The following is an 18,859-nucleotide window of genomic DNA, read 5'->3' as shown; positions in this document are numbered from 1 at the left end:
CATTATATCAATTAAGTTAAAGTTAATCATTTAATTTCGTGTCTTTAATTAAAAATTATCCAATATAGTTTGAATAAGAATAACTTGATATAAATGAATGAAATGATGTCTACAGTGATAATCCACTATATAATATTTGCATCACAAAAAAAGCGATTCGTTATATAGACAAAGAGCATTATACAACGGATCGCATTCAATACTCAATTTAAACACCTTTTTTGTTACTCCAAAGCAGTGTGTGTAATTGAGGTAATACATATACATTATTCATATCACTACTCACCATCACACGGTCTACCAATGTTTCATATAATGATAATAATTTTTCAGTGTGAGCTTCTACATGCTCGCCATCTAAATAGGGATTTCCGACCTGTAAATAGAAAGGCACAGTAGGATAACGATGATGAATCATCTTAGCGAATTGGTAGTCTTCGTCATCAAAGATTACAACTTTCAAGTTCAATGATTCCGGCACACATTGCTCGATGACTTCATCTAGAATAGGGAGATTAGGTTTCATTTTTGAACTTGGTGGTTTGGGGCTAATAGTTAAGTCATCAATTTGAGTCATCCATGGTTGGAATTTGCTACCTTGTGTTTCTAAAGCACTTTGAATCCCTTTGTCATCAAATAAATCTACTAATTGTTGAATGCCTTTAATTAAAGCAGGATTTCCACCAGATATAGTGACATGATTAAATGAATCGCCAGCAATATGATAAAGTTGGTCATATATTTCTTCAGCTGACATCATTCTAATATCTTCTTTAGCACTACCGTCCCAAGTGAAACTTGAATCGCACCAACTACAACGATAATCACACCCTGCTGTACGCACAAACATGGTCTTTCTACCTATCACGCGTCCTTCACCTTGAATAGTTGGGCCAAATATTTCTAAAACGGGTATTTTACTCATGTTTTGTCTCCTTTGGTCGATAAACAACATAACTGGTAGGCGTTTCTCTGACATAGACCTGTAAACATTTAGGTTGGTTGTCACGTTGATTCAACGAAGTTTGAACCATTTCATAAATAGTTTGGGCAACGATTTCGGTAGAAGGGCTTTTGCCTTCAAATTGCGGTAAATCATTAAGTAAATAATGATCAAATTGGCCATGAACCAATTGTTTCAATTCACTAAAATTCACTAAGAAACCATTGTGATCTAAAGTGTCACCAGCAATTGTTAAATTTACAAAGTATGTGTGACCATGTGTACGCATGCATTTTCCTGCATCCTCACTTGGTATGTAATGTGCGGCAGAAAAATTAAAGTCTTTATTTAGTTCGAAGCTATAGGGATGTTGTACGCTTGGATAATTTTGTTGGAACATATTAGTCCACTCCTTTTTCCGCTAGATAAGCATTTAAACCATTTGCTCTTAATTGACAAGCTGGACATTCTCCACAGCCATCTCCAATGACGCCGTTATAACAAGTTAACGTATTGTAACGGATATAATCTAAAACGCCTAAATCATCGCTTAAAGCCCATGTGGCTTTTTTATCTAACCACATTAATGGTGTATGAATGACGAAGTCTTTATCCATAGAAAGTGATAATGTGACATTCATTGATTTAACAAAGCTATCTCTACAGTCTGGATATCCTGAAAAGTCAGTTTCGCAAACGCCGGTAATAATATGTTTGGCATTGGTTTGGTAAGCTAATGCACCAGCAAATGAAAGGAATAATAAATTTCTTGCAGGTACAAAGGTATTTGGAATACCATCATCACCAACCTCGATGTCTAAGTCGTGTTGCGTTAATGCATTGGGTGTAAGTTGTGAAAGTAATGACATATCAAGTAGATGATGCTTCACACCTTGTTCATCTGCAATTTGCTTTGCGACTTCAATTTCGGTGTCATGTCTTTGGCCATATGCGAATGTGACAAGTTCTACCGACTCAAAATGTTTTTTTGCCCAAAATAAGCACGTCGTACTATCTTGACCACCACTAAATACGACGATGGCTTTGTTATTGTCTAATGTTTGTTCTGACATTTGTCTTGCACTCCTTAAAAATAGTCGAACTAACTGGTACAGGGTTTAGATAAGCGCATAAAAAAACGCCTATCTCTATAAAAAAGACAGACGTTGTACATGTGTCTAGTTTTTTATAGAGGGTATCAGCTAGGAACCTCTTTATATTCATTTATAACGTGATTCAGAATAATATATTTAAACTGTAAAATCAAGCTAATATTTGTGATAATAAGTATAACAGACTATTGAACATTTTTAAAAAGAGGTGACAACATGATATTAATTATTGATAATAAAGATTCGTTTACTTATAACATTGTAGACTATGTAAAACAAAGTTATCGTGGCTTAATCGAAGTGATAGACGTTACGTATTTAACAGTAAATAAAATATATGAGCTAGCACCTAAAGCAATTATTATTTCTCCGGGGCCAGGTGCGCCCAGAGATTATCCATTATTAAATGAGGTTATTAAAACATTCTCTGAAGCAATGCCCATACTAGGTGTTTGCCTTGGCTTCCAACAAATTGTGACTTATTTTGGTGGCGATATTATCAAAAGTGATAAACCGATTCATGGGCATACTACTCAAATTCGACATAGTGGCAAAGGTCTATTTCATCAATTACCGGAAACTTTTAAAGTTATGCGCTATCATTCTTTAAAAGCACATGCACAAACTTTTCCGAATACATTAGAAATTACTGCAATCAATGAAGACAATATTATTATGGGATTAGAACATAAAGTATTACCTATATATGGCGTTCAATATCATCCTGAATCAATCCTAAGTGAACATGGGTTAACACAAATACAAACATTTATAAATATAGTGGAGGCGTATCATGCAAATACACTTTAATTATCGTTATACATTAGATGAAGAAAATCATGAAATGCATCAATATTTACTCACACAGTGTACAGATAAAAAAGTAGCTCCGAACATTGAAACGGTTGGGGAAGTGATTTCTTTTGCAGAAGCTAAGCAAAAAGCAGGTTATTATGTTGCGCTTTATATAGCCTATGAAGCGGCACCGTATTTTAATTCTCAAATGTCTACAGTGAAAATTGAAGATGCGTATATATATGCAGCAGCTTATGCGTTTGATCAAGCTACGGATGCTGAAAAACAAAATGACAAACAACCACCGCAACAGAAATGTAATTTTAAATTTAAACACCCATCGTCTCAACTGGTAGAACATATTAAAATGATTCAATCGGCGATTATTGAAGGCAATACATATCAAGTAAACTACACAACACGTTTAACAGATCAAATACGACAACCCATTGCAGATTTATATTATACGTTATTACAACAAAATCATGGTTTTTATGCTGCACTTATAGACACAGAAGAAATACAAATTGCCTCTATGTCACCCGAATTATTTTTCCAACGAGGACCTTTTAAAAACAAAGCAGATGTACTATTAAGTAAACCAATGAAAGGGACAATCGCACGAGGTAAAACGAAAGCAGAAGACCAACTTAACCAAATGACACTGGCACAATCAGCAAAAGATAGAGCGGAGAACGTGATGATTGTAGATTTATTACGTAATGATATGAGTCGAATTGCAAAGACTGGAACCGTAAAGGTCTATAAACCTTTTCATATCGAAACGTATAGCACCGTTTTTCAAATGACTTCAATGGTAACAAGTGAACTTAGTAGCAAGACAGATTTAATAGATGTATTAACTGCTTTATTCCCATGTGGTTCAATTACCGGTGCACCTAAATTGAATACGATGCAATATATTAAAGATTTAGAACAGACACCGAGACATGCTTATTGTGGCACAATAGGCTTATTATTGCCGGAGGGTAAATCTATTTTCAATGTGCCAATTCGCACAATACAATACTTAAATGATGAAGCAATTTATGGAGTGGGTTCAGGGATTACTATTGATTCTATACCTGAAAATGAAGTGCAAGAATTTAAAGATAAAACAAAAATACTGGAGAGATTATAATGCAGCTATTTGAAACTTTGCGTATGGAAGCAGGTAAATTACCAAGATTGTCTTATCATAAAGCACGAATGGAGCGGTCAGCAGCACGATTAGGATTCAAGTTTGATGGTGATTTATGGCAAAATGAGATCAATACCATCATTGAAAAACATCCAGTAGGACATTTTAGAACGAAACTTATTCTAAATCCAGATGGCACAATGCAACATGTCGTTGCAGATTTATCAGATAAAAAGGCATTTACAGCAAAATTTCAACAATTACAAAATCATATACCTAGATCAGTAGTAATCAACAAAACAACGCAAAGAGACCACTTAGCGCACATGCATGAGACAGACCTTATACTACTTTATGATGAAAAGGGTAAAATATTAGAATTTGATATTGGGAATGTAGCTATTAAAGAAAATAATCAACTTTTTACACCTGTTTATGAAGCGGATTTTTTACTCGGTTGTAAGCGACAAGAGATGATCGACAATGGCGCATTGCTAGAAAAAAACTTTTATTTAAACGAATTAAAGGAAAAAGTTGCGCAAGGCAAGGTATCCCTTTTTCTGATAAATAGTTTGAGAGAGGTTGCCGACGTAGAAATTTATCTATAGAATATAAAAAGTATAAACATGGTGTAGTAAATAAAATCATAAAGTGGTTTAATCATGAATTGAGTAAATAAAATAAGGGCAAAATAACAGTAGAATGTGAGTGAAGCAAAATGATGATACTAGCTTGGATACTAGTAATTATTATAATTTCTGTCATTACCAAATGGGTAGTACATTTATTAACACAACGACAAAGCATTTACTTAACTAAGTTGGTCATTACGACATCATGTATCATTCAGTTTATTATTGTCTTTTTTTTGATGAAAGCAATCGTACATTATCTGGCACAAGCATTAGATGTATTTTATCGATAGTAACAAATTATGAGGTGAGCCTATGAAAATATATAGTCAAGGGGACCAAGCTATTGTGGTTTCTATAGAAAAAGAGGTCTCTAAAGATTTAACTGAAGATTTATTAGCTTTGAAAAAGTATTTAGCAGATAAACAATATCCATTTATTACTGAAATTGTGCCGACGGAATCAGATATGATGATTTGTTATGATGCACGTGACATGATCAAGCACCACCATATACAGTCTCCATTCTTATATATGAAAGCATTGATGCAAACTATACAATTAGAGATTAAACATGAAGACGCGCCCGCACCTTCAATAGAAATACCAGTTATTTATGGAGGAGAATATGGTCCGGATTTAGACGCTTTATTAGCACATTATAAATTGGACTTTGAAAAATTTGTAAAATTACATACGCAACCAACATATTTTGTTTCTATGATGGGCTATACACCAGGGTTCCCTTATTTGACTGGCATGTCTAAACGTTTATTCGTCAATCATACTGGAGGTAATAAAACCTTCATACCTGCAGGATCAGTTATTATCGAAGGCAAAAAGACGGGGATTACGACGACAGATACTTATGGTGACTGGTTAGTGATCGGTTATACACCTGTAAAATTATTTAATCCAGAATTAGAAGATTTCACCAAACTTAAGCTTGGTGATAATGTTGTATTTCAAGCAACGACAGAGGAATCGCTGGATTTAGGAGGCTTTGAACCATGTCAATCATAATAGAAGGCGAAGGGTTATTTTCTAGTTTTCAAGATTTTGGACGAAAAGGCTATGAACATGACGGTGTGATTCCAGGTGGTGCCTTAGATCCGCTTTCCCATGAAATAGCAAATAGATTAGTAGCCAATGATAAACATGAAGCTACATTGGAAATGACAAATAGAATGGCAAGCTTTCGTTTTACGGAGCCTACATTAATTGCTATGAGTGGTGGCAGCTTTAAAGCTGAGACAGCACATATGAAAGTCTTGCCAAACAAATTATATTTAATGGAAAAAGGTGACGTCCTAGCATTTACTGAAACGAAGCATACATCTCGGGTGTATTTGGCAATAGGTGGCGGTTTCGAGTTAGATGAATGGTTAGGTTCAACATCAACAGATTTTAAATCGAATATCGGTGGTTTCCATGGACGAAGTTTAAAAAAAGGTGACGAAATCAATATGAAACGTGATTATACCGAGCGTCATCATAAACTTTTTGAGAATTTAGAAGAAACACATCAAACTGACTGGGGAATTGATGGCTACGCATTGTCCTTTAATTATATGTCTGATGTGTTCCATGTTATTAAAAATAAAGGCACAGAAGACTTTGAACAAAAAGCATTAAGTCGATTTACATCTGGTGAATATAAAGTGACGAGTAAAGCGAACAGGGTCGGCATGTATGTAGAAGGTAAACCAGTAAAAGCTTTCTATGAAGATATGCCTGCGCATCAATCAGTACAAATTGGCACGATACAAGTTAAAAGAGATGGCACACCCATTATTTTACTGAACGATCATTATACACTGGGTAGTTACCCCCAAATTGGTACAATTGCAAGCTATCATTTAACTAAATTAGGACAAAAGCATCAAGGTACTAAATTGAAGTTCCAATTTATCGATGTAGAAAGCGCGGAGAAAAATTTAATTAAATACACAAATTGGTTGAATCAACTATTTCATGGTATTGAGTATCGTATGCAATTAGAAATGCTCAAATAACAGTGTTGAACTGAAATTGAACAATTAAACTTTAGTGAGCTGTAATCAACAAGTGTATCTTGTTGGATTGCAGTTTTTTTATTTATATCAGTATCTATCACTGGAGTGAAGATTAAATTATGATGACATACGACTCAAGCCTGATTAATATACATAATATGCAGCGTATAATTAAATGGCATATTAATAATTAATAACCAGTTAACATCGTTTTAATAAGCCGTTAACAAAGTATTTATTTAGTCCTTAAATACATAAAAAAGTGTGTTTTTACTTGATGTTCAACTGGATTTGCTTTATATTTATTAATTGAACTGTGTGCGTTTTGTTACGAATGCATTACAAATGATTGAAGTTTGTAAATGACTCGTAAAACACGACGTTAATTAAATCAATATAGTTTAAATATGCCAACTTAATGGATATTTAAAAAATTAAATTTAAAAAATGAAGTAATACACTGACTTTATTATTAATAAATTATAATCTGATTTGAAGATTTTAATAAATATTAGCCAGAAGTATCATCAACAAACCAAATAAGGACGCAGACTGAGTTAGAGATATCAACATCGCTAACAAGTTTATTGAAAAAAGTAACTTAGCCATTCTATACAAGGTTTGGATTGTATTCCAGCCATTATTAATCTATATCGGGGGATAAAAACATGAAATTGCACAAAAAGAAATTGACTCTTTTTGCGTTTTTTATTTTAACAGTATTAACTGTCACTTTAAAAACGTATTTTTCATACTATGTTGATTTTTCTTTAGGTGTTAAAGGATTAGTTCAAAACTTAATCTTATTAATGAATCCATACAGTTTAATCGCATTAGTACTAAGTATTTTCTTATTTTTCAAAGGTAAGAAAGCATTTTGGTTCATCTTTATTGGTGGCTTTATATTAACGTTCTTACTATATGCAAATGTTGTATACTTCAGATTCTTTTCTGATTTCTTAACATTTAGTACATTGAATCAAGCTGGGAATGTTGAATCTATGGGTGGTGCAGTGACGGCATCATTCAAATGGTATGATTTTGTATACTTTATTGATACAATCATTTACTTATTCGTTTTAATCTTTAAACAAAAATGGCTTGATAAGCGCGTGTTCAGTAAGAAATTTGTTCCAGTCGTGATGGCTGCTTCAATCGCATTATTCTTCTTGAACTTAGCGTTTGCTGAATCAGATCGTCCAGAATTATTAACGCGTACATTTGACCATAAATATTTAGTTAAGTACTTAGGACCATATAACTTCACTGTTTATGATGGTGTTAAAACAATACAAAATAATCAACAAAAAGCATTGGCAAACGAAGATGATTTAACAAAAGTATTGAATTACACAAAACAAAAGCAAACTGAGCCTAATAAAGAATATTTTGGTGCAGCTAAGAAGAAAAATATTATTAAAATTCACTTAGAAAGTTTCCAAACGTTCCTAATTAATAAAAAAGTGAACGGTGAAGAAGTAACGCCTTTCTTAAACAAACTTTCAACAGGTAATGAAGGCTATAGATACTATCCAAACTTCTATCATCAAACTGGTCAAGGTAAAACATCGGATTCAGAGTTTACAATGGATAACAGTTTATTCGGCTTACCTCAAGGGTCAGCGTATTCTCTAAAAGGTGATAATACTTACCAATCGTTACCTGCTATATTAGATCAACAACAAGGTTATACATCTAGTGTTATGCATGGTGACTACAAAACATTTTGGAACCGTGATCAAGTATACAAACACTTTGGTATAGATAAATTCTATGATGCGACATATTATGATATGTCTGAAGATAATATTGAAAACTTAGGTCTTAAAGATAAAGAGTTCTTTAAAGAATCTGCTGACTATTTAGCTAAAGAAAAACAACCGTTCTACAATCATTTAATTACGTTAACAAACCATTATCCATTTACAGTGTCTCCTGAAGACGCATCAATTGAAAAACCAAACACTGGTGACTCAACGGTAGATGGTTATATACAAACAGCAAGATATTTAGATGAATCATTAGAAGAATTTGTAAATGAATTGAAGAAAAAAGGTCTATATGACGACTCAGTTATTATGATTTACGGTGACCACTATGGTATCTCTGAAAATCATAACAAAGCGATGGAAAAATTATTAGGCGAAGATATTACGCCAGCTAAATTCAACGATTTAAACCGAACTGGTTTCTGGTTGAAGATTCCTGGTAAAGAAGGTACCGTTGATAAGACTTATGCAGGTCAAGCAGACGTAATGCCTACGATCTTACACTTAATGGGTATCGACACGAAAAATTATCTCATGATGGGTACAGATTTATTATCTAAAGATCACAATGACACAGTACCATTTAGAAATGGTGACTTTGTAACCAAAGACTATAAATATGTTAATGGCAGAATTTATGATAATAAGAATAATGAACCTATGACAGAAAAACCTAAAGACTTCGAAAAACGTAAACAACAATCTGAAAAAGATTTACAGATGAGTGATGACGTGCTTAACGGAGATTTATTGAGATTCTATGACAACCCAGATTTCGATAAGATTAAACCATCAGAGTATGAATATAAAACAGGTCCAAAAGGACAAGAGAGAAAATAATTTCATTAAAGCGCTCGAGACATCAAAGTCTCGGGCGCTTATTTTTATAACCTAATCGATAAGTACACGCATTGATTACGTATGGGGAATGCGTCACAATGTGCTAAAAATTTTATAAAAGAAAAAAACGTCAATTTCTATGTATAAAAAATAGAAATTGACGTTTTTTACTGGAAATCCTATAAAGTTTGAATAGGGTATGATCGTATGCCTTATCTCTTATCCTAGAGCTACATCAAGTATCATCATGATTATGAAACCAACCATTAAACTTAACGTTGCAAGATCAGTGTTATTACTGGCTTGGGAATCAGGGATTAGTTCTTCAACCACAACGAATATCATTGCACCTGCAGCAAATGCTAACGCATATGGTAGCATGGGTGTAATAATTAATACGGCTGCTGCACCAATCGTTGCAAATATAGGTTCAACGATTGCGGATGCTTGTCCATAATTAAAAGCTTTCCATCTTGAGGCTCCTGCAGCACGTATCGGCATAGATAGGGCAGCACCTTCAGGAATATTCTGAATACCAATACCAATTGCGAGTCCAAGTGCACCTAAAAATGTCGCTTGTCCATTACCAGATACAATACCGCCAAATGCGACACCGATTGATAGGCCTTCAGGAATGTTATGGAGTGTAATAGCTAAAACAAGTAACGTGTTTTTATTGAGTTTTTTAGTACCTACACCTTCGTGGTATTGGTTTGTGTCTTGGGTGTTAGGGTGTATATGTGGGATGACTAAATCTAATCCACGAATGAAAAGACCGCCCAATAGAAAACCGATAGCAGCGGGTAACCATGGTACTGATGAACCTTCGCCATAGTCAATAGCCGGTTGTAAAAGAGACCAAAAACTTGCTGCAATCATTATACCTGCAGCAAACCCTTGCATAGAATTTAATATTTTGTCGTTTACTCTTTTAAAAATAAAGACCGCTGCTGCTCCTAATGCAGTTAGTAGCCAAGTGATAATACCTGCTATTAATGCTTGGATATAAGGAGGTAAGTTTTGGAAATTTTCCGACATAAGCTTCGCTCCTTTGTATCATTTGAGTTCAAAAAGGTGTATAATATATAGAACTGAAATTAAGTTTAACAGAAATAATTATAATTTTCGATATTTAAAAGGATGTTGGACAATGGAAGCATACAAAATTGAACATTTACATAAATCATATGCCGATAAAATCATTTTTGATGATTTGCAATTGTCTATTTCTGAAGGTGAAAAAATAGGACTTGTAGGTATAAACGGTACAGGAAAAAGTACACTACTCAAAGTGATAGCTGGATTAGATGAAGACTTTAATGCTGAAGTCTCGCATCCTAACGCCTATCGCATTAGATATTCTTCGCAAAAGCAAGAATTTGATCGTAATATGACTGTATTTGAAGCTGTATTAACTTCAGAAACGAAAACACTACAAGTGATTCGTGCATATGAATCAGCTTTAAATCAATATACTGCAACACAAAGCGATGATGATTTCAAAAAAATGATGAATGCACAAGAAGAGATGGATAATTATCAGGCGTGGGATTATAGTGCAGAAATTAAAACGATTCTGTCAAAATTAGGTATTTATGACACGACGAAAGAAGTGAGTGCACTTTCTGGTGGTCAACAAAAAAGGGTTGGCTTAGCTAAAACATTAATAGAACAACCTGATTTACTACTCTTAGATGAACCTACCAACCATTTAGATTTTGAATCTATCAATTGGTTAATCAATTATGTAAAACAATATCCGCATACAGTATTGTTTGTAACGCATGATCGTTACTTTTTAAATGAAGTATCGTCACGCATCATAGAACTTGATCGCGGTAAACTCACGACATATACAGGTAATTATGAAGCTTATATTGCTAAACGTGCTGAAAATGAAGTCATAGAACAAAAACAACAAGCTAAGCAACAATCCTTATATAAAAAAGAACTCGCATGGATGCGTGCTGGAGTTAAAGCCCGTTCTACTAAACAACAAGCTAGAAAGAACAGATTTAATGATTTGGAACAAGATGTGAAAGGGCAACAACATCAAGATAAAGCATCGTTGAATTTGGCATATTCAAGACTTGGAAAACAAGTGTTTGAATTAGAGCATTTAACCAAACGGATAAATGATAAAACGCTATTTGAAGACATCACACAAATCATTCAAAGTGGCCAACAAATAGGTATTGTGGGGCCAAATGGCGCAGGTAAGACAACATTACTGAATATATTGAGCGGTGAAGATCAAAGTTATGAAGGTAATCTTAAAATTGGTCAAACCGTTAAGGTCGCATATTTTAAACAAACAGAAGAGCGTCTCGATCGCGACATCAGGATGATTGACTATTTAAGAGAAGAAAGTGAAGTTGCTAAAGAAAAAGATGGCACTTCCGTATCTATAACGCAATTGCTTGAAAGATTTCTATTTCCAAGTGCAACACATGGTAAAAAAATCTATAAATTATCAGGTGGCGAGCAAAAAAGGTTATATCTTTTAAAATTATTAGTCCATCAACCGAATGTGCTACTACTAGATGAACCAACAAATGATTTAGATACAGAGACACTTACAATTCTTGAAGATTATGTTGAGACATTTGGTGGTGCCGTCATCACTGTCAGCCATGATCGATACTTTTTAAATAAAGTCGCTCAGGAATATTGGTATATTCATGACGGAAAAATGGAACGCATCATCGGTACGTTTGAGGATTATGAAGCATATAAAAAAGAGCAAGATCAAAAGATAGAACAACAGGCTAAACAACAATCAAAAAATAAAACAAATAATGAGAAGAAAAAGAAAAAAGGTTTATCATATAAAGAGCAAAAAGAATATGAAACTATCATTGAACGTATTGATACAACTGAACAGAGGTTAGAAGAGATTGATGAAGAAATGGTTGCAGCAAGTTCAGATTACGCTAAGATAAAAGCGTTGAATGAAGAACAAAAGCAATTAAATGAACAGTATGAAACAGATATCTCAAGATGGAGCGAACTTGAAGAACTAAAAGAACAATGAGGGATTTTATAACATGGAGTCAACATTATCACATTATTTTGGCTATGATACTTATCGTCCTGGTCAAAAAGAAATCATAACTAGAGTCATGAACCATCAAAATGTGCTAGGTGTGTTACCAACTGGTGGGGGAAAATCAATTTGTTATCAAGTACCAGGATTAATGTTGGGTGGAACGACGATTGTCATCAGCCCATTAATTTCTTTGATGAAAGACCAAGTTGATCAATTAAAGGCCATGGGTATACATGCAGCTTACTTAAATAGTAGTTTGACGCAAAAGCAACAAAAAGAAATTGAGACCCAACTTCGAAAAGGTGAGATTCAATTTTTATATGTTGCACCGGAACGTTTTGATAATGTTTATTTTATAAGATTATTACAACAACTATCTATTCATTTAGTTGCATTTGACGAAGCACATTGTATTTCAAAATGGGGTCATGATTTTAGACCGAGTTATCAAGATGTTATTCATAAAGTGTTTGCATTACCACAAGATTTTACGATTGTAGCACTTACAGCGACAGCCACGATAGAAGTTCAAAAAGACATCATGGAACGTTTGAATATTGGTAAGCATGATGAGGTTAAAACAAGTACAAAACGACGTAATTTAGTTTTTAAAGTAAATCCGACTTATCAACGTCAGAAATTTGTGATGGAGTACGTCAAAGAACATAAAAATGCAGCGGGTATTATTTATTGTTCAACGCGTAAACAAGTAGAAGAATTACATGACGCTTTAGAAAACAACGGCGTAGATAGTACCATATACCACGCTGGGCTTTCTAATAAAGAACGTGAGGCAGCACAGAACGATTTTGTTTATGACCGTGTCCGTGTTGTAGTAGCTACCAACGCATTTGGTATGGGAATTGACAAATCTAATGTTCGTTTTGTGATCCATTACAATATGCCAGGTGATTTAGAATCTTATTATCAAGAAGCAGGACGTGCAGGACGTGATGGTTTAAATAGTGATTGTATATTGCTATTTAGTGAACGTGATATTGGCTTGCACCAATATTTTATTTCATCATCAAAAGCAGACGATGATTACAAAGATAAAATGGGTGAAAAGCTTAATAAAATGATACTTTATACTAAAACTAAGAAATGTCTGGAAGCGACGCTTGTTCATTATTTTGAGCCAAATGAAAAATTAGAAGAATGTGGCCAATGTAGTAATTGTGTCGTTGAAAATAAAACGTACAATATGACGGATGAAGCTAAGATGATTGTCAGTTGTATTGCACGTATGAAACAACAAGAAAGTTATAGTGTGATTATTCAGGTGTTGAGAGGCGAAGAGTCAGATTATATTCGCTATTGTGATTATCATCAGCTATCAACACATGGCATTATGAAAAATTATACAACATCTGATCTCAGTCACCTTATTGATGAACTTAGATTTAAAGGATTTTTAAATGAACACGATGAAATTTTAACTTGTGATAATTCAGTCAAAGAATTATTGAATAACCAAGTAGATGTATATACAACACCATTTAAACGTAAGTCGAAAGAGAAAGTAAATATCAATACGGTCGAAGGTGTAGACCGTGCATTGTTTGATGAATTAATTAACGTACGCAAGCAATTAAGTGAGTCGTTAAGTATTCCACCAGTCAGCATATTCTCAGATTTCACATTAGAAGAATTTGCAAAAAGAAAACCAGAATCTAAACAAGAGATGATTTTGATTGATGGTGTAGGAAGTTATAAATTAAAGCATTACTGTCCGATGTTTTTAGAAAAAATCCAAACATACAAAGCTAAAAGTTAAATGAGCTAAACATTTTAATTTTCAAAAATATATCTATATACTTAATAATATAAATGAAAATGTGTACTTATCATGAACAACATAACTGCGAAGTTAATTTGACAATAATTAATATTTCTATGCAACCATGTATGCCATAGATTTAGTTTTTGTTAAAAATTAACTTCGCTATTTTTATAAAAAGTTTTATAAGATGTATGTTTAATGTTGTTTTGAGTTTTTGATGAATAATACATAAATTATATATAAATAGGGAATAAACTATAATAATTGTAATTTGAGTATATTAAAGTGAAGGTGAAAAAGTGATAGAATTTAAAAATGTAGTAAAACGTTATGGGGATAAAACAGCCGTAGATGATATCAGTTTCAATATACAAAAAGGGGAATTTTTTGTATTGATTGGGCCATCTGGTTGCGGTAAGACGACAACTTTAAAGATGATTAATAGATTAATCTCACTTTCAGAAGGTTACATCTATTTTAATGATAAGCCGATAAGTGACTATCCTGTTTATGAAATGAGATGGGATATTGGGTATGTGTTGCAACAAATTGCTTTATTTCCACATATGACAATTAAAGAAAACATTGCGCAAGTACCACAGATGAAAAAATGGAATGAACAAACAACGAATCAGCGTGTTGAAGAACTCATGGATATGGTTGGTTTAGAACCAGAAACATATAAAAATAGAAAACCTGATGAGCTATCTGGTGGTCAACAACAACGTGTAGGCGTTGTTCGAGCATTAGCAGCCGATCCACCAGTTATCTTAATGGATGAGCCATTTAGTGCGTTAGATCCCATTAGTCGAGAGAAATTACAAGATGATTTATTAGAACTTCAACAACAAATCAAGAAAACGATTATTTTTGTGACACATGATATTCAAGAAGCAATGAAATTGGGAGATAGAATTTGTTTGTTAAATAAAGGTCATGTAGAACAAATTGATACGCCAGAAGGATTCATCAATCATCCTAAAAATGACTTTGTGAAACAATTTATGGGAAATCAATTACAACGTACGGTTAATGATTTAAAATTATCAGAAATCATTGATGGACTTCCTATCCATGAGCAAGATGTGAAAGCAGGTTATCCTGTTATCGATAGTGACAAATACGTGAAAGATATCTATTCAGCGTTAGCAAGTCATGAAGCAATTATCGTTCAAGATATTACAAATGCTACGCAACACGTGTTAAGTCGTCAGGACATTTTTGAAATATTATCGGAACGTAAAGGAGGTCATCATGAATGAATGCCTTCATAGATACACTCATTCAACGTAGGGGAGAATTATTAACCACGATATTTGAACATATTCAAATTTCATTTATTGCTCTGTTGATTGCGGCTTTAATAGGTGTACCATTAGGTATTGCCTTAACAAAGACACGTAAATTGTCTGAAGTTATTATGAATATTGCTGCAGTGTTACAAACAATACCTTCTCTTGCTTTATTAGGTCTTATGATCCCGTTGTTCGGTATTGGTAAAGTACCAGCGGTGATTGCGTTAGTTGTATATGCATTATTACCTATTTTAAGAAATACATATACAGGTATAAACGAAGTGGATCCATCACTAGTGGAAGCGGCAAAAGGGATAGGTATGAAACCTGGACGACGTCTTTCGAAAGTCGAATTACCTATTGCTATGCCTGTTATTATGGCTGGTATTAGAACAGCGATGGTTTTAATTATTGGGACTGCTACACTTGCAGCATTAATAGGTGCTGGTGGTTTAGGTGATCTTATCTTGTTAGGTATCGACCGAAATGATACTTCATTAATACTAATTGGTGCCATTCCAGCAGCATTATTAGCTATACTATTTGATTTAGTTTTAAGATATATGCAAAACATGTCATATAAAAAATTACTTATTTCGCTTGGCGTCATTGTAATTATTTTATTATTAGTGATTATTGCGCCTATGCTAGGTCAAAAGGGTGACAAAGTGACTCTAGCAGGTAAATTAGGTTCTGAGCCATCCGTGATTACGAATATGTATAAGATTTTAATTGAACAAGATACCGAGGATACTGTAGAAGTTAAAGACGGTATGGGAAAAACATCATTCTTATTTAATGCATTAAAATCGGATGACATTGATGGCTATTTAGAGTTTACAGGTACGGTACTAGGTGAACTAACAAAAGAGGATTTAAAATCTAAAAAAGAAGCGCAAGTCTATCAACAAGCAAAATCTAGTCTGGAAGATAAATTTGATATGACAATGCTGAAACCAATGAAATACAACAATACGTATGCTTTAGCAGTTAAAAGAGACTTTGCAGAAGCACATCATATTAAGACGATTGGTGATTTAAATAAAGTAAGTGATCAGATTAAACCTGGCTTTACTTTAGAATTTAATGATCGTGGCGATGGTTATCCTGCCGTTAAAAAAGCATATGACCTTGATTTAGGTGACGTGAAAACAATGGAGCCTAAATTACGTTATCAAGCAATTGAAAATGGAGACATTAATTTGATTGATGCTTATTCAACAGATGCTGAACTTAAAGAATATGATATGGTTGTATTAGAAGATGATAAACATGTCTTCCCACCTTATCAAGGGGCACCTATGTTTAAGGAATCATACTTAAAAGAACATCCAGAAATTAAAAAACCACTGAATAAATTAGAAGGTAAAATTTCAGATGAAGATATGCAACAGATGAATTATGATGTAACCGTTAAGAATAAAGATCCATATCAAGTGGCAAAAGATTATTTAGAAAAACACAATTTAATAAAACATTAGTATACAAAAATATGAGGCTGAGACATCTAATGATGTACTGGCCTCATATTTTAAACTTAATTTGATGATAAGGATGCATTGATTTTCGTTGAACATTGGGTTTATAATGGTTATTAAGTTTTGAAATTTCTGTAAATTCAAGGAGGACCGATACAACAATGAAGAAACAAATAGAGCAATTATCAGCATATGAACCTGGGTTATCACCTAGAGCATTAAAAGAAAATTATGGTATTAAAGGCGAATTACATAAATTAGCATCGAATGAGAATTTATATGGTCCGTCACCAAAAGTTAAAGAAGCAATTCAAGCACATTTAGATGAATTGCAATATTATCCAGAAACAGGTTCTCCATTAATCAAAGAGGCAATTAGCAAACATTTAAATATAGACCCAGCACGCATTTTATTTGGTGCAGGTTTAGATGAAGTCATTTTAATGATTTCGAGAGCAGTATTGACGCCTGGTGATAAAATTGTGACGAGCGAGATGACATTTGGCCAATATTATCATAACGCAATTGTAGAATCTGCAAATGTGGTGCAAGTTCCATTACAAAACGGTGAATTTGATTTGGATGGCATCTTATCAGAAATAGATAATGATACTAAACTGGTATGGTTATGTAATCCAAATAATCCGACTGGTAGATATTTTACACATGATGCGCTTCGCAATTTCTTGGAACGTGTACCAAGTCATATTCCAGTGATTGTAGATGAAGCATACGTAGAATTCGCTACAGCCAAAGATTTTCCAGATACTTTAGCTTTACAACAAGAATTTGAAAACGCATTTTTATTGCGTACATTTTCAAAAGCATATGGCTTAGCAGGCATGCGTATTGGTTATGTAATTGCAGCAAAAGAAGCCATTGAAAAGTATAATATCATACGTCCACCATTTAACGTAGGACGTTTATCTGAATATGCTGCATTAGCTGCGTTGGAAGATCAAGAATACTTAGCTTCTATCCGTGAACGTAATGCAGAGGAAAGAGAAAAATTCTTTGAATTATCACAAAGTGATCACTTTTACCCAAGCCAAACTAATTTTGTCTTTGTTAAGACGGACAAACCACATGAATTATATGAAGCATTACTCAATGTGGGATGCATAACAAGAGAATTTCCGAATGGCGTAAGAATTACGATCGGTTTCCCAGAACAAAATGCAAAAATGCGTGAAGTATTAGCGCAGTTTACTTTATAAAAGGTGTATGAACGAAACGTTCTACGTTACTAAATTTGTAATTTTATTGCAATTTTGGTTTCGTTGAACGTTTTTGCTATACTTAAATAAATATTAACTATTAGATTTAGCCTATATGACGATGTATCGTGTGCTATTTATTTTAGATTATGAATTGAAAAGGGAGTAGAGTGAGACATGACAAAAAAGAAGATTGCGATTGATATGGACGAAGTGCTTGCAGATACTGTAGGTGCATTGATTGAAGATGTCAATCAACGTACAGACTTAGGGATTACGATTGATATGTTAGATGGCATTAAGTTGAGACATGCCATGCCAGAGCATGATGGTTTGTTAACTGAAATTTTAAGGGAGCCTGGCTTTTTTAAGAAATTAAAAGTGATGTCAGATGCGCAAGATGTTGTTAAAAAATTAACAGAACACTATGATGTGTTTATCGCAACTGCAGCAATGGACGTTCCAACGTCATTTCATGATAAATACGCGTGGTTAAGAGAGTACTTCCCATTCTTAGATCCACAGCATTTTGTATTTTGTGGTAGAAAAGATATTGTACATGCAGATTATTTAATTGATGATAACCCAAGACAACTAAGTATTTTCAAGGGTACACCAATTATATATACGGCTACACATAATATTAATGATGATAGATTTACACGTGTTAATAACTGGAAAGAGGTAGAACAATATTTCCTAGGTGATAGTGCATATCATATCTAAACATTGTCATAAAATTGGGTAGAGACATAAATCATTTAGTTTAATAAGAAACGAGTCTGAGACA

General features: G+C 33.6%; 16 protein-coding genes and 1 riboswitch. Of the genes, 12 read left to right on the top strand and 4 right to left on the bottom strand.

What is annotated here, in order from left to right:
- Positions 1 to 208 precede the first annotated feature (208 nt).
- Genes queE through queC form a run of 3 tightly spaced genes read right to left on the bottom strand, consistent with a single transcriptional unit; the run spans position 209 to position 2,016 of the window.
- Positions 209 to 925 carry a 7-carboxy-7-deazaguanine synthase QueE gene (gene queE, locus SSP_RS10065; protein WP_002483952.1) on the bottom strand — a complete coding sequence of 239 codons (717 nt, stop codon included), beginning with the start codon at positions 923 to 925 and terminating at the stop codon, positions 209 to 211.
- A complete protein-coding gene (queD, locus tag SSP_RS10060; protein WP_011303665.1) occupies positions 918 to 1,343 on the bottom strand; it encodes a 6-carboxytetrahydropterin synthase QueD in 426 nt (141 codons plus the stop codon). Before queD ends, queE begins: the two co-directional genes overlap by 8 nt.
- Position 1,344: 1 nt before the next feature.
- Positions 1,345 to 2,016 (bottom strand): 7-cyano-7-deazaguanine synthase QueC, encoded by a 672-nt coding sequence (gene queC, locus SSP_RS10055; RefSeq protein WP_002483950.1) that lies wholly within the window; start codon positions 2,014 to 2,016, stop codon positions 1,345 to 1,347.
- Between the two features lie 99 nt (positions 2,017 to 2,115).
- Positions 2,116 to 2,162, bottom strand: a riboswitch (PreQ1 riboswitch).
- 109 nt (positions 2,163 to 2,271) lie between these two features.
- On the opposite strand from queC, the gene SSP_RS10050 reads away from it, so the two are divergent.
- From SSP_RS10050 to ltaS, 6 genes are all read left to right on the top strand, one after another.
- The gene (locus tag SSP_RS10050; protein ID WP_011303664.1) at positions 2,272 to 2,865 is read left to right on the top strand and encodes an anthranilate synthase component II; all 594 of its coding nucleotides are present in this window, start codon (positions 2,272 to 2,274) and stop codon (positions 2,863 to 2,865) included.
- The gene (pabB, locus tag SSP_RS10045) at positions 2,849 to 3,991 is read left to right on the top strand and encodes an aminodeoxychorismate synthase component I (protein ID WP_011303663.1); all 1,143 of its coding nucleotides are present in this window, start codon (positions 2,849 to 2,851) and stop codon (positions 3,989 to 3,991) included. The genes SSP_RS10050 and pabB overlap by 17 nt, the downstream gene beginning before the upstream one ends.
- The gene (locus SSP_RS10040) at positions 3,991 to 4,599 is read left to right on the top strand and encodes an aminotransferase class IV (RefSeq protein WP_011303662.1); all 609 of its coding nucleotides are present in this window, start codon (positions 3,991 to 3,993) and stop codon (positions 4,597 to 4,599) included. Before pabB ends, SSP_RS10040 begins: the two co-directional genes overlap by 1 nt.
- Positions 4,600 to 4,938: 339 nt before the next feature.
- A complete protein-coding gene (gene pxpB / locus SSP_RS10035) occupies positions 4,939 to 5,646 on the top strand; it encodes a 5-oxoprolinase subunit PxpB (protein ID WP_011303660.1) in 708 nt (235 codons plus the stop codon).
- Positions 5,634 to 6,638: a biotin-dependent carboxyltransferase family protein gene (locus SSP_RS10030; RefSeq protein ID WP_002483945.1), complete on the top strand. Its 1,005-nt coding sequence runs from the start codon at positions 5,634 to 5,636 to the stop codon at positions 6,636 to 6,638. Before pxpB ends, SSP_RS10030 begins: the two co-directional genes overlap by 13 nt.
- Positions 6,639 to 7,306: 668 nt before the next feature.
- The gene (gene ltaS / locus SSP_RS10025; RefSeq protein ID WP_011303659.1) at positions 7,307 to 9,247 is read left to right on the top strand and encodes a polyglycerol-phosphate lipoteichoic acid synthase LtaS; all 1,941 of its coding nucleotides are present in this window, start codon (positions 7,307 to 7,309) and stop codon (positions 9,245 to 9,247) included.
- A 219-nt stretch (positions 9,248 to 9,466) separates the two neighbouring features.
- Here ltaS and SSP_RS10020 read toward each other — a convergent pair whose 3' ends face one another.
- The gene (locus tag SSP_RS10020; protein ID WP_011303658.1) at positions 9,467 to 10,285 is read right to left on the bottom strand and encodes a ZIP family metal transporter; all 819 of its coding nucleotides are present in this window, start codon (positions 10,283 to 10,285) and stop codon (positions 9,467 to 9,469) included.
- A 112-nt stretch (positions 10,286 to 10,397) separates the two neighbouring features.
- Here SSP_RS10020 and SSP_RS10015 point away from each other — a divergent pair, with 112 nt between their 5' ends.
- From SSP_RS10015 to SSP_RS09990, 6 genes are all read left to right on the top strand, one after another.
- A complete protein-coding gene (locus SSP_RS10015) occupies positions 10,398 to 12,281 on the top strand; it encodes an ABC-F family ATP-binding cassette domain-containing protein (protein WP_011303657.1) in 1,884 nt (627 codons plus the stop codon).
- Between the two features lie 13 nt (positions 12,282 to 12,294).
- A complete protein-coding gene (recQ, locus tag SSP_RS10010; protein WP_011303656.1) occupies positions 12,295 to 14,073 on the top strand; it encodes a DNA helicase RecQ in 1,779 nt (592 codons plus the stop codon).
- Positions 14,074 to 14,378: 305 nt separating this feature from the next.
- Positions 14,379 to 15,341, top strand: coding sequence for an ABC transporter ATP-binding protein (locus tag SSP_RS10005; RefSeq protein WP_011303655.1), 963 nt, complete (start codon positions 14,379 to 14,381; stop codon positions 15,339 to 15,341).
- Entirely contained in the window at positions 15,338 to 16,855 is a 1,518-nt protein-coding gene (locus tag SSP_RS10000) for an ABC transporter permease/substrate-binding protein (RefSeq protein WP_002483939.1), read from the top strand. The genes SSP_RS10005 and SSP_RS10000 overlap by 4 nt, the downstream gene beginning before the upstream one ends.
- A gap of 158 nt (positions 16,856 to 17,013) precedes the next feature.
- On the top strand, positions 17,014 to 18,069 hold the full coding sequence (hisC, locus tag SSP_RS09995; protein WP_011303654.1) for a histidinol-phosphate transaminase: 1,056 nt from the start codon (positions 17,014 to 17,016) through the stop codon (positions 18,067 to 18,069).
- A gap of 177 nt (positions 18,070 to 18,246) precedes the next feature.
- Complete coding sequence (locus SSP_RS09990; RefSeq protein WP_002483937.1) at positions 18,247 to 18,795, top strand: 5' nucleotidase, NT5C type; 549 nt, start codon at positions 18,247 to 18,249, stop codon at positions 18,793 to 18,795.
- Positions 18,796 to 18,859 lie beyond the last annotated feature (64 nt).

This window comes from Staphylococcus saprophyticus subsp. saprophyticus ATCC 15305 = NCTC 7292, from assembly GCF_000010125.1.
GTDB lineage: Bacteria > Bacillota > Bacilli > Staphylococcales > Staphylococcaceae > Staphylococcus > Staphylococcus saprophyticus.
This window is presented reverse-complemented; position numbering and strand designations above follow the sequence as displayed.